The sequence below is a fragment of the Paracidovorax wautersii genome (assembly GCF_900113035.1).
Taxonomy (GTDB): Bacteria; Pseudomonadota; Gammaproteobacteria; order Burkholderiales; family Burkholderiaceae_C; genus Paracidovorax; species Paracidovorax wautersii.
In genome coordinates this window covers 165,348-178,026 of the sequence record NZ_FONX01000006.1, presented here as the reverse complement: position 1 = coordinate 178,026, position 12,679 = coordinate 165,348, and the positions used below count along the sequence as shown (strand labels likewise).

Genomic DNA, 12,679 nt, shown 5'->3' with positions numbered 1-12,679 from the left:
CGCCTTCAGTGCGTCCTCGCCCTCCCCTGCTGCGCGCATTCCGGCCGCCCGGCCGGAATGCGCCCTTACCTCCGGGCCGCCGTCGCCGATGCCGGCCGGCGGCCCGCCACTTCTTTCGGAGATATCCCATGACCTACCAGTTGATGACCATCGGCCCCTCGCCCTGCGAGGAGGCCTGCGCCCAGGTCGGCCGGGCCGACTACGACGAGCGCTCGCGGCGCGAGTGCCGGGTGTTCCTGCGCATGCTGGAGCGCCTGTACCCGCTGGCCGACGACGTGCCGGCCCGGTTCACAGTGCGGAGCTTTCCGCACGATTTCGGCGCCTACCGCGAGGTCTGCGTCCGCTACGACGACACCGATGCCCGCGCCTGCGACCACGCCTACGAGGTCGAGGGCAACACCCCGGCCGAATGGGACGCGATCGCGCGCTATGAACTGCTCTGGATCGAGCGGCACGACCTGCTCCAGCGCGCCGTGCAACGCGGCGAGATGCTGCCGCAGGAGGTGCCCGAGCAGTACCGCCGGGATGAGGCTCCGGCGCTGCCCACGCAACTGAGTTTCGCCGAGCTGCTCGCGGCGTTCCCGCTGTAGCCCGGAGCACGCGAGCGGCGGGGCGCTGCGCCGCCGGGCATCACCCAGGCGGCATGTTCCCATGAGCCACCAGGCAGGCTTCCTCCGGAGCGCCTGCCTCTTCGACGCGGAGGCGGCCGGTTTGTCCCTGGCGGACACCGCCGCCTGGCCCTTTCAGGCCGCCTGAAGCCTGGATGAACGCACCGGCCGCTGGGACGCGCCGACGATCTTCGGCGCAAGCATGCGGCGCCTGGCCCGGCCGGGCGCTGCCGAGGCGCCATCCCCGGGTCCCGCCGGGATCACCGGCGGATGTCCGCGGGCGGCGCGGTGAATTGCGTGTCGATCAAGCGCCAGGCGTCCTGTGCCAGCGGCGCCGCGCTTTCCTCGAGGATATGCGCGACCAGTCCGCCGCAGCGCCCGATCAGCGCAAGGCACGTCGCGAGCCGTGGCTCGAGCCCCATGCCCAGGACGCACAGCGCCGTCCCGCCGGCCGCGTTCAGCGGCAGGCGCCGGCCCTGCCGCTCGAGTTCCTGCACGATGGCGTCGGCCAGGCGCCATGCCTTGCCGTGGAAGCCGTTCTCCTGCGCGATGCGCCGCAGCGCGGGGACGCGGGGATCGCCCTCGGTGTGCACCGGATGGCCAAAGCCGACAAACCGGGTTCCCGCCGAAGGTGCGGCCAGTTCGCGCGCGAGCCGGGCGTAGGCTTCAGGGCCGTTGCCGTCGGTCAGGCCCGCCGTCCAGCCGGCGAACTGCTCGGCCGCCAGCGACGCCGGGCCCAGGAAGCGGGAGCCCGCGCCCAGCAGCCCCGCCGCGACGGCGCCAGCCAGCGACTCGGGTGCGCCGAGATAGGCCATCCGGGCGGCGATGGCCGGCGGGGTCAGGCCATGGTCCAGGGCCACCACGAGGATGGCGTCGATCATCCGCTTCTCCTCGGCGCGCGGCCTGCGGCCCAGCACGCACAGGACCAGCGCCTCCACGAAGTCCATCTTGCCGAGGACCTCGTGCGCCAGGTCATGGCCGCGCAGCGTGACCGTGTGGGTGCTCGCGTGGCCGATGGCTGTCACGTTCATGGCGGATACCTTCCTTTTTGTCTTTCGCGTCGCTCACGGCAGCAGGACGATCTTGCCCAGGTGCAGGTTGCCGCGCATGAACTCCTGGGCCTGCAGCGCCTCGTCCAGGGGGAACGTCCTGGAGATCACGGGGCGCAGCGTGCCGTCCGCGAGGCGCGGCCCAAGCTCCGCCTCGAACCGCCGGCACACCTGCGCCCGCTCCGCGAGGCTGCGGCTGCGGAAGGACACGCCGATCAGCTGCAGCCGGCGCAAAGCGAGCAGGTTCAGGTCGAGCGTGTCCTCGGTGCCGCCCAGCATGCCGAGCACCACGATGCGCCCGCGAACCGCCGCCGCGGCCAGATTCTGGGCGAGCACGCCGCCGCCGATCGCATCCAGGATCAGCGCCGTCCCCTGCCCGCCGGTCTTCTCCAGGACGGCGCGCGAGAAGTCGGGCGCCCGCGCCAGGTCCACGATCTCCTGCAGGCCGTGCGCGCGCAGCGGCTCGGCCCTGTCGGCACGGCGCGTCGAGCCCATGACGAGGCCCGCGCCGAGCACCCGCGCGATCTGCACCGCGGCGATTCCCACGCCGGAGGTCACGGAGTGGATGAGGACCGATTCGCCGCCGGCCAGGTGGCCGGCGCTGCGCAGCGCGTCGTGCGCCGTCAGGTAGCTCACCGGCACGGCTGCGGCGTCGAGCAGCGGCAGCGCGTCCGGCACCCTCAGGGCCACGTCTTCGTCTACGCACACCTGTTCGGCGTAGCTGCCGTCGGCCAAGGCCATGACGCGGTCGCCGGGCGCGAAGCGCGTCACCCCCGGGCCCAGCGCGATGACTTCGCCGCTCATCTCGTTGCCCGCGATGTGGACTGGACGCGGCGCATAGTGCTTCTGCGTACGGCTCAGGTCCGAGCGGTTCAGGGCCGCGGCATGGACGTGCACCAGCACCTGGCCCGGCCCGGGCACCGGCGCGGCCACCTCCCGCACCTGCAGCGTCTTGCCTTGCGGCGAATCGACCACCACGACGGCTTTCATCGGCGCGCCTCCCGGCCGCCGGCGGCGAAGGAACTAGAACGCATGGGTGATCCCGATGCCGATGTTCTTGGCGGTGGGGTTGCCCGCGGGAACCGCGTTCGCCGGACGCGGCGCGGGCCCGGTCGACAGCACGTACTGGGAGCCGTTGCGGTTGCGCACCGCCCCGACGGATCCCCACAGCGTGGTGCGCTTGGACAGTGCGTACTCCGCGCCGAGCGCCAGCCACGGCACATCCCTGTTGCCCACCGGCGCCGCGTAGTCGCTGCGGTCGCGCAGGTAGAACACCTCGCCGATCAGCGTCCAGGCACCCACCGGCGCGCGCACCCCCAGGTTCAGCAGCGTGAAGTCGCCCGCGCCGCGGGCGGTCAGCCCCTCCATGCGCTCCAGCACGCCGGTGCAGGTGAGGCAGTCGTTCTTCTCGCGCGTGTACCCGGCGAAGACCTTTGCGAAGCCCGCGTCGTAGCTGCCGCCCACCATCAGGCCGCGCGCCGCGCCCACCCGGTCCGTGCTGCCGGCGCCGCGCTGCTTGGCCACCGAGACGAGGACGTTCCAGGGGCGTGCGTTGTACTGCAGCGTGGCCCCGACCATGCTGCCCTGCGTGGTGCTCTTCTCGCCGGCGGATCCGTGCAGTTGGAGCTGCACGCCGCCCCAGGACGGCGAGGTGTAGTGCACTGCGTTGTCGGAGCGGGCCGCGGCGATCAGGTGCAGCGGGTACTTGTCGCTCGTCGCGGTGCTCCTCGTGATCGCCGACACCGAGCCCGACTGGCCGGCCTGGAATGCATTGACCGAAAGCGATGCCACATAGAAGGTGCTGCCCATGCGGCCGAGGCGGATCGTGCCCCAGTCCTTGGAGGAAAGCCCCACCGTGGCCTCCCGCCCGAACGCGCGGCCGCCCTGGGCGAACGTGCCGGTGTCGGCGTTGATGCCGCTTTCGAGGCGGAACACCGCCGACAGGCCGCCGCCGAGGTCCTCGGTTCCGCGGAATCCCAGCCGCGAGCCGACCAGCCCGCCGGACAGCTGACGCACCTGGCTGAACGATCCGGCCTTGCCGTAGTCCATGCCGACGTCGAGCACGCCGTAGACCACCACGTTGGTCTGCGCGTGGGAGTGGGAGGCGGCCAGGGCAAAGCAAGCCCCCGCCGCCGCGATGGCGTGTTTCATGGTTGTCTCCTCTTGTTCTGGTGGTGCCGGTCGGGGGCTACTTGTTCGCGCCCCGTTTGAGCAGCCGGCTCTGGAGTTCGGAATCGGCGCGCGCGCGCTCGAGGAACTGGGCACTGGTGGACCCTTGCACCACGAAGCCCTCCGCCACCAGCTTGTGCCGCAGCGGCTCGCTGAGCACCACAGCGCGGATCGCATCGCTCAGCTGGTCGACCCTGGCCTTGGGCAGCCCTGCGGGAGCGACCACGCCGACCCAGGACGCAGCCTCCATGCCCGGGAAGGTCTCACTGAGCGTCGGGACCTCCGGCAGCAAGGTGGACCGGGTGGGCCCGCCGTACGCGAGCGCGCGCAGCTGACCGCTCTCAATATGGGCCAGGGCCGCCGGCAAGGCGCCCATGATGTAGTCGAAGCGCCCGGCCAGCAGATCCGCCAGGTAGGCGCCACCGCCGCCGTTGTACGGCACGCGCAGCGCCTGGAAGCCGGCCTTCTCGGCGAACAGCGCCGCATTCAAGGTCGTCGACGTGCCCTCGCCGATCGCGCCGTACGTCACCTTGTTCGGGCCCGCCTTGCCGGCGGCGATGAGGTCGTCCAGGGTCCTGTAGGGCGTGCGGGCGGAGGTGACCAGCACGTGCGGCGCGGTCACCACGAGGCTGACGAACTCGAAGGACCTGAACGGATGGTAGGCAAGGCTCGGGTAGACGAGGTGGTCCACGGCGTGCGAGTCGTAGACGATCCCGAGCATCGATCCGTCGGCCGGCGCACGCGCGACCTCGCTGATGCCGATGGTCCCGCCGGCGCCGGGCTTGTTGAGCACGAGGAAATTCTGGCCCAGCTTCTCCGTCAACCCATTCGCCACGTAGCGGCCCACCTTGTCGGTGGTGCCTCCAGCAGGGTACGGAACGACCACCGTGACCGGCCTGGGGCTGGCGAAGATGGCGGGGGCGATGGCGCCCAGCGGCACGCCCAGCAAAATCGATCTGCGTTTCATCGTTGTCTCCTTGATGTCTTCCGTTCTTCCCTTGGACAGCAGCCCTGCCCCACCCGGTGCGCGGCCGCACCGGCTGGCGGCTCTCCGATACACGGTGCTGCGTGGCCGGCCGCAGCGCGGCAGGCTCAGTTCACTCCGCGGGCCTTGCCCTCCCAGTACGGCGCGCGCAACGCCTTCTTGTCGATCTTCCCGACCTTCGTCACCGGCAGGCTGCCCGTGATCTCGATCGTCTTGGGCGCCTTGATCGAGCCGATGTTCGCCTTGGCGAAGGCAATGAGATCCGCCTCGGCGGGGCAACACTGGGGCTGCGGCACGACGAAGGCCTTCACGGCCTCGCCCCAGCGTTCGTCGGGCACGCCGATCACCGCCGAGGCCTTGACGTCCGGGTGCGCCTCCAGGACGCTTTCCACCTCCGACGCATAGACGTTGAACCCGCCGGAGATGATCATGTCCTTGGCGCGGTCGACGATATGGAAGAAGCCGTACGGGTCCACGCGGGCCAGGTCACCGGTATGCAGCCAGCCGTCCCTGATCGTCGCCTCGGTCAGCTCGGGGTTGTTCAGGTAGCCCAGCATCACGTGCGGCGCCCGCACGCAGATCTCGCCCACCTCCCCGGAGCCGGTGCGCGCCTGGCCGTCCTGGCCGACCAGCTTGATGCTCACGCCCGGATAGGGCTTGCCGGCCGCCATGAGCCGCTGCGGATCCTCGTGCACATGCTCCTGCGCCGACAGGTACAGGATGGCGCCGGGCGCCTCCGACTGACCGTAGCTCTGGACCAGCACCGGCCCGAACAGCTCCAGCGCCTGCCGCAGGCGGGCGGGCGACGCCGGAGCGGCGCCGTAGGTGACCCTGCGCAGTTGCCCGCGCTGGATCCGGGCCACGTCCGGGTGGTCGAGCAAGGCGTACAGCATCGTCGGCACCAGGAACAGCGAGTTGACCCGGCCGCTGGCGATCTCCGCGGTCACGCGCGCCGCATCGAACCCGTTGTGGATGACGACGCGCCCGCCCATCCACAGCACCGGGGGGATGAACGAGCCGCCGCCGTGCGAGATCGGCGAGGCCACGAGCAGCCGGGTATCGCCGTCGTAGCCGTTGGCGATGACGTGCAGCATCGTGGCGTAGGTCAGCGCGGCCGAGGCGATCATCACGCCCTTGGGCTTGCCCGTCGTGCCGCCGGTGTAGTTGAGGCGGGCGCAGCCCTGCGGGTCCGCGGCCCCGGCGAACGAGCGCAGCGGGCGCTGCGGCTGCCCGGCGGCCGCGGTGGCCAGCTCGTCGTGGGTCGCGCGCAGGAATGCGTGCCCGCAGGACGCCGCCAATTGCTGCGCGCGGCCGGCACGCCCTGCATCGACGATCACCAGGGCGGGCCGGCTGTCCTCGATGGCGAAGCGATGGTCCTCCAGATCGCCGTTGTATTGCAGCGGCACCAGGGTGAAGCCTCCGACGTAGGCCGCCGCGACCACCAGGAAGGCCTCATAGCCGTTCGCCGCGATCTGCGCGATCCGGTCGCCCGGCTTCAAGCCCAGGGCCCGCAGCGCGCCGATCGTCCTGGCGACGTCCGACGCCAGCTGCGCATACGTCACCTCGGCGCCGTCGCACTCGATCGCCACCCTGGCGCCGGAGCGCTCGAACGCATGGACCAGCGCCTCTCCCATCGACGCCATCGCGTTTGCCTGCATTGCTTTCCCTTCCATCCACATCGGTTGCACCGAAGTCTAGGAAGGGCGGCGCGCCCGTGGTGCCGCGAAGTTCCACATACAGGGAACTTCGCGCGAATGGCCGCGCGCTAGGGCGTGACGGGGACGGCGAAAGCGTCGGCCGGGAAGCGGGAGCGTTGCAGCAGGCTCTCTTGCAGGACCAGCGCTTCCGCATAGAGCGCGTCCAGCACCGACTGCTCATGGCTGCGGCTCATGCGGCCCAGGGTCGTGGCCACGCTGATGGCCAGCAGGGGCCGTCCCGACCCGTCGTTGATGCTCACGCCGAGCGACACCACCCCGTGCGCCACATGGTTCGCCATCCGGGCGAAACCCAGCGCGCGCGTGCGCTCCACCATCTCCTGGACGTAGGCCGAGGAGACGCCGGCGAAGGCCTCCAGCCGCTTGCGGTTCGCCGCGTTGATCACGGTCACCTGCTCGTCGCTCAGCTGGCTGAGCACCGCCATCCCCATCGAGCCCACCCCCAGGGGATGGACGCGGCCTTTCGGCGGCACGATGGGCGGGCGCACTTCGGCGCCGATGCGGTGGTCGATGCACACGGACGAGGCGCCACACCGCTTGCCCAGGAACACGGTGTCGCCCGTACTGCAGGCGATGCGGTCCAGCGAAGTCTCGCACAGCGGGCGCACGTCGTAGCGGTAGGACGAGACCAATCCCATCTCGTAGGCCAGGGGCCCGAGCCGGTACCTGCGCTGCTCGTCACGGGACAGCAGTCCGGCGCCGACGAGCTCCAACAGCAGCCGATGGGTCGTGGACTTGTTCAGGCCCGTGGCCTCCACCACGTCCGAGAGACCCAGTCCGCCCTGGCCCGCCTGCATGATCAGCGAGGCGATCCGCAGGCCCCGCCCCAGCGTCTGTGCGCCGTCACGCCTGGCGCCGTGATCAAACGGTACAACCATGATGTCTCCCAAGATGGTTTCGGATGCCATGCCTGTGCCCGGACCGAGACCAGAGCGCCGGACGATTCTTGTCATATTTTGCAGCCTTACCCCGCCGCCCCTTCCCAGGGGCGTGCGAGCGGCAGCGGGCCGACGCCCCATCCGGCGGACTGTCCGGCAAGGGTGCGCAGCGCCGTCAGGGGCGCTCCGCGCGGGCGCGGCCGCTCACCGCGGCGCGAGGGACTGCGGATCCAGCGTCACGACCGTGGCGTCTCGCCGCCGCGGTCGTCCGCGCCGGGAGGGTCCTCGGCCAGCAGCCGATGGCGCTCCTCGGGCCGGGTCAGCCCGGGCAGCACCCGGCTGGCCACCAGCCAGCACACCCCGAAGGCCGACAGCGCCACCGCCTCGCCGTAGAACACGATGCGCGGCAGCCGCGCCTCGATGCCCAGATCGTCACCCCAGATGCCATTGACCAGCAGCACGGCCATGGCCGCGACCATGGCCCAGAAGCATGCGAGGTACAGCCTCGCGCGCCAGTGCGCCTGCCGGTGGGGCTTGCTGCGCGCATGCCGGTAGAACGCGATGCAGAAATACGCCAGCACCGAGAACATGACGGCGGCGCAGGCATAGTGGACATAGGGGATGATCTCCTCGCGGCCGCCGCACTTGCAGGGAAACATGGCCACGCCGAGGCCCGCCAGCGCCGCCACCCGGGACAGGACCATGTGCGCCCGGGTCTGCCCGTTGTACGAGAGCAGGAAGGCCGAGATCGCAAACAGGAAGCCGACGAAGATGTTGCGCGACCAGTCGCCCGCGAAATACGACTCGCTGATGGATGCGAGCGGGCGCTCGAGTGTGGACACCCAGCCGGTGACGGAAGCGATCGCAATGGCGATGACGCCCACGATCAGCTTCGTGGTGAGCTGGTTGATCTCGGGATACCGGGGTTTCCTGATGACGCGCATGATCTCTCTCCTCCTGCGAATGCGTTGTACCGGAACCGAGGGCATGCCGCCACAGCTGAGCAGCGCCGCGCCGTCCGGTTCGCCGCTTGGCCAGGGGGCGGCCGCGGGCGGACACCGCTCCATGCTGCCGCCGTGCGGGTCGCCTGAGCCGCCCGCGCCACGTCAGGCCGCCTCGGCCAAGCCGGGCGCATCGAGCGGCCGGTCGCCGATGACGATGCGAAACGGCGGCAGGCCGCGCAGCAGCATGCGGCCCCAATGCGTTCTCCCGAGCCGCGGATCCAGCACCGTCACCGTGCCGTGGTCGTCGTCCGTGCGCAGCAGCCGCCCCGTGGCCTGCGCCAGCCGGATGCCGACCTCCGGCACGCTGCGTTCCAGGAATGCGGAGCGCCCCTGTGCCTCTATCCACTCGCGGCGCGTCTCTTCCAGCGGGTTGTCCGGCACGGAGAACGGCAGCTTGGCGCAGATGACATGGGTGCAGTACTCGCCCGGCAGATCGACGCCCTCGGCCAGGCTGGCCAGACCGAACAGCACCGAGCGCTCGCCCGCATCGATCCGGGCACGGTGGCGCTCGAGCAGCTCGCGCCGGGAGCATTCACCCTGCATGAGCACGCAGGCCTTCAGTTCGTCGGGTAAGGCTGCCTGGACCTCGCGCATCTGCCGGGCCGAGGCGAACAGCACCAGCGAGCCGCGCTGGCGCGCCAGCAAGGCAGGAAGACGCCGCACGATCTCCTGCCCATGGGCGGCCGCATCGCGGGGATCGGCGCGCACTCCCGGGATATGCAGGACCGCCCGGCGCCCATAGTCGAACGGCGATGCCAGCGCCAAAGGTTCCAGTGCCGCATAGCCTTGCAGTCCCGCCTCCTCCAGGAACATGGCGAAGCGCCCGCAGGCGCGCAAGGTCGCCGACGTCAACACCGCAGCGCCGACCTTGTTCCACAGCAGTTCCCGCAGCCGCGGCCCGCCGCTGATCGGCGCCGCGCAGACCAGGAAGTCGTCGCCACCGCCCGAACCCGCATGGCGCTCCACCCAGCGCGCCACGGGCAGCGGATGCTGCGTCTCGTCGCACAGCATCCAGTCCCAGGTCGCGACCAGCTCCTCCAGTTTCGGGAAGTACCCCCCGAGCGTGGCCAGGTGCGGCTGCACGGCCTCGGCACGATCGCCTGCGCGGTCCACGAGCGCCGTGCGGAGCGTCAGAAGGTCCTGGCCCATCGCGCGCGCTGCGTCCAGCACGGCAGCGCCCGCTTTCCGCACCTCCACAGGCAGCACGCCGCCTGCGAAGCGGCTGATGCGTTGCTGGCCAGCGAACTCGCAGTGCCGCCCCACGGCCTCCAGCAGGCGCTCCAGCGCCGCGCACAGCCGCGCGGCAGGGAGGGCAGGATCCGGGAGATCCGGGCCGAACCGGCCGAGCCGCAGCGCCGTGACGGCGGCGCGGGCATCGCGGGCCGCATGGGACACCCAGGAGGCCGCACTGCACACGGAGTGGCGCGAGGCGCAGTGGTCCACCACCTTGGAGGGCAGGCTGTGCGCCTCGTCGAAGACTACCAGCGCCTCGCGCAGATCGGGCAGCGTGCTGCCGGGCTCCATGTCCGCTGCCGCCAGCACGAGGTCGTGGTTGGCGATGGTGAGGTCGGCCTCCTTGGCACGCTGGCGGGCCTGGTAGAAGGGGCAGCGCGCATAGCTCGGACAGCGGCTGCCCAGGCAGCCCGGGCGGTCCGTCGTGACGCTGGCCCAGACGGACTCCGGGATCACCTGCGGCCAGGCGTCGCGGTCTCCGCACCAGCGGCCGGCATCGAAGGCCTCGGCCAGGCGCGAGAACCAGCGCAGCGGCCGCACGCCGGCACCGTCCGCCGCCGCGTCGTCTTGCTGCCCGGGCGCGTCGCGCGGCTCGACCGCGGCCTGCTGGTCCAGACGCTGCGCGAGCCGCGCCGGGCACAGGAAGCGCCGCCGGCCCTTGGCCACGACGTAGGAGACCGGGAACGGCAGAAAGCGCAGCAGGTCCGGCACGTCCTTGTGCAGCAGTTGCTCCTGCAGCGTGACGGTGGACGAGGACACGACCAGCTTGCGGCCGCGCAAGTGCGCCAGCACCAGTGCGGGCAGCAGATAGGCGACCGTCTTGCCGGTGCCCGTTCCGGCCTCGATCACGGCGAGGTGCGCTCCGTCGCTTCGCTCTGCGTCGCTGGCATCGACGCGGGCAAGCGCGTGCGCCACCGCCGCGATCATCTGCAGCTGCGGGCGGCGCGCGCGGAACCCCGGCGATCGTTCGCGGATCGCGTCGAGACACCGTTGCATCAGCTGCTTCTCGTCGGGGGTGAGCATGGCCCAGCATCGCCCCCGTTTCGGCCCGGTCAACCCCGGCGGCGACCGCGAGGCGCAGGCAGCGCATGGCATCGCAGGCTGCGGCGCAGCGCCCTGGACCCGAGCAAGTGCCGCCGCGGGACCGGCAACGATTCCAGGCTTCCGGCGCTGGCTCCTTATCCCGGCGGATACGCTGCAGCACGCCCTGTGGCCGCGTCAAGGTCGCAACTGCGGCACTTCCTTCCCCGGGGGCACGTGCCCTCTAGCGCCGCGCCCGGCGAGCCGCTACCGGCGCCCCGTCCGTGCTGTGGGATCCACAGGCCGAAAGCGCCGTGCTGGAGACGCTGCGGCTTGGCAGATCCAGCAGCATCTGCTGCCGGACCCGCAGGGCGAGCACGCGCGGCGCATGCGCATGCACCTGCGGGCGCGGCATCGCGAGGCGTCACGGACCGCGCCCTGAGGCCGGTGCCGCGGCCCTGCCCGTCCCGATGCCGGGCGGCGCGGGGCCGCAGCCGACTCCGCCGCGCCCGAACTGCCCCAGGTACCTCCGGATTGACGCCGCATGCAGGTGTGGCCCAATCAACCACCGCACGATCACAAGAAGAACCGCACGTTGGACTCCACCACTTCCATTTCCGCGACAGGCTCCAGGTTCGAGCGGCGCAAGCAGGCGCGCCCGGGCGAATTGCTGGAGGCGGCGCTCGCGCTGTTCGTCGAGAAGGGGTTCGCCGCCACCCGCGTCGACGAAGTGGCAGCCCGGGCGGGCGTCTCCAAGGGCACGCTGTTCCTGTACTTCTCCACCAAGGAAGACTTGCTCAAGGCCGTGGTGCGCGAGGTCATCGCAGGACGCTTCGCCGAATGGGGCCGCGAGCTGGACAGCTTCGAGGGCAGCACGGAAGAACTGCTGCGTTACTGCATGCAGGTGTGGTGGCGGCGCGTGGGGGACACGCCGGCCGCGGGCATCTCCAAGCTGATGCTGTGCGAGGCACAGAACTTCCCCGAGCTGTCGGACTTCTACCGGCGCGAGGTCATCGAGCCCGGCAACGAACTGGTCGGCCGCATCCTGCGGCGGGGTGTCGAACGCGGCGAGCTGCGCATTCCCGAAATGCAATACGCCGTCAAGCTCGTGCTCGCACCCATGCTCTTCCTCTCGCTGTGGGAGCATGCGGGAGGACTGCGCACCCCGCAGCCCAACGACTTCGACCAGCAGCGCTTTCTCAGCCTGCACGTCGAGGCACTGCTGCACGGTTGGCGCGCCACGCCATCGGTACCGTCGCCCGCGGCGTGAGTTCCTCCTGCTTCGGCCTTTGCCTCTCTCCAACCGGCCCGCCGACGAAGCACCTCGCGTCCCGGGCCGGCAGGGGTCGGCCCAGGGGATCAGCCACGTGCGCCGGTGGGCTCGGAAGACGAGCGCGCGATGTCTGCAAGGTCGCTCACATAAGCCTGCAGCAACTGGCGGGCGGACGGTTCGGTCGTCGCAGCGGTCCGGTAGAAGCATTCCAGCAGCAGTTCGTCATCGAACTCGCTGATCGCGAGCAGCAGATCGAACCCGCCATCACCGCCCCGATCACCTGACGCGTCGGACTCGAGCAGCCGCGCGATGGTCGCCTCTCCCAGCCAGCACCGCGTGTACCGGAAAGCCACGCCGCCCCGCGCGTCGGCGTATGCCATGCCGGGGCCAGCACCGCCCGCGATCGCCCGGCGCATGTCCTTCGGCATGGCCGTCTCGTCGCGCGGCTGCACGGCGCCACCGGCGACGCCGCGCTGCATCGCCCCACCCTGGCCCGGTTCCGGCCAAAGAACGGTGATCGATGCCTCCCCATGCAGTCCTTGCCGGTCGAGCGCCAGGCCGAACATCGCCAGCAGCATTTCGGCGAGACGGCATCCGCTGCGCCGGGCGGCGCGCCGAAGGTCCCATACCGCCCCATCGGTGATCAGGAGCGAAAGCTGGCCATGGGTCTGTGGCGGCTGCACCGCGGCGCCTGCGCGCCGCGGACCCGGTTCACGGGCATCCGGCGCCATGTCGGCTGCCGCAG

At 71.0% G+C, this 12,679-nt stretch carries 11 protein-coding genes; 2 read left to right on the top strand and 9 right to left on the bottom strand.

The genetic code is table 11. The features are described 5' to 3' along the window. Window positions 1-128: 128 nt before the first annotated feature. Window positions 129-590 carry a hypothetical protein gene (locus BM070_RS11420; protein ID WP_059400396.1) on the top strand — a complete coding sequence of 154 codons (462 nt, stop codon included), beginning with the start codon at window positions 129-131 and terminating at the stop codon, window positions 588-590. A 278-nt stretch (window positions 591-868) separates the two neighbouring features. Here the strand turns inward: BM070_RS11420 and BM070_RS11415 are convergent, their stop codons facing one another. From BM070_RS11415 to dinG, 8 genes are all read right to left on the bottom strand, one after another. Next, window positions 869-1,639 carry a citryl-CoA lyase gene (locus BM070_RS11415; RefSeq protein WP_059400395.1) on the bottom strand — a complete coding sequence of 257 codons (771 nt, stop codon included), beginning with the start codon at window positions 1,637-1,639 and terminating at the stop codon, window positions 869-871. A 33-nt stretch (window positions 1,640-1,672) separates the two neighbouring features. Continuing rightward, a complete protein-coding gene (locus tag BM070_RS11410) occupies window positions 1,673-2,647 on the bottom strand; it encodes a zinc-binding dehydrogenase (RefSeq protein ID WP_059400394.1) in 975 nt (324 codons plus the stop codon). A gap of 33 nt (window positions 2,648-2,680) precedes the next feature. Beyond that, entirely contained in the window at window positions 2,681-3,808 is a 1,128-nt protein-coding gene (locus tag BM070_RS11405; protein WP_059400393.1) for a porin, read from the bottom strand. Window positions 3,809-3,845: 37 nt separating this feature from the next. Continuing rightward, window positions 3,846-4,793 carry a tripartite tricarboxylate transporter substrate-binding protein gene (locus BM070_RS11400; protein ID WP_063840196.1) on the bottom strand — a complete coding sequence of 316 codons (948 nt, stop codon included), beginning with the start codon at window positions 4,791-4,793 and terminating at the stop codon, window positions 3,846-3,848. 125 nt (window positions 4,794-4,918) lie between these two features. Then, window positions 4,919-6,484, bottom strand: coding sequence for an AMP-binding protein (locus BM070_RS11395; RefSeq protein WP_063840201.1), 1,566 nt, complete (start codon window positions 6,482-6,484; stop codon window positions 4,919-4,921). Between the two features lie 92 nt (window positions 6,485-6,576). Beyond that, window positions 6,577-7,404 (bottom strand): IclR family transcriptional regulator, encoded by an 828-nt coding sequence (locus BM070_RS11390; protein ID WP_172739422.1) that lies wholly within the window; start codon window positions 7,402-7,404, stop codon window positions 6,577-6,579. Window positions 7,405-7,640: 236 nt separating this feature from the next. After that, entirely contained in the window at window positions 7,641-8,348 is a 708-nt protein-coding gene (locus BM070_RS11385) for a hypothetical protein (RefSeq protein WP_059400389.1), read from the bottom strand. Window positions 8,349-8,510: 162 nt separating this feature from the next. Beyond that, window positions 8,511-10,664: an ATP-dependent DNA helicase DinG gene (dinG, locus tag BM070_RS11380; RefSeq protein ID WP_059400388.1), complete on the bottom strand. Its 2,154-nt coding sequence runs from the start codon at window positions 10,662-10,664 to the stop codon at window positions 8,511-8,513. Window positions 10,665-11,256: 592 nt separating this feature from the next. Here dinG and BM070_RS11375 point away from each other — a divergent pair. Continuing rightward, window positions 11,257-11,931 (top strand): TetR/AcrR family transcriptional regulator, encoded by a 675-nt coding sequence (locus BM070_RS11375; RefSeq protein ID WP_059400451.1) that lies wholly within the window; start codon window positions 11,257-11,259, stop codon window positions 11,929-11,931. Window positions 11,932-12,020: 89 nt separating this feature from the next. Here BM070_RS11375 and BM070_RS11370 read toward each other — a convergent pair whose 3' ends face one another. Beyond that, complete coding sequence (locus BM070_RS11370; protein ID WP_139222806.1) at window positions 12,021-12,665, bottom strand: hypothetical protein; 645 nt, start codon at window positions 12,663-12,665, stop codon at window positions 12,021-12,023. Window positions 12,666-12,679: the final 14 nt, after the last annotated feature.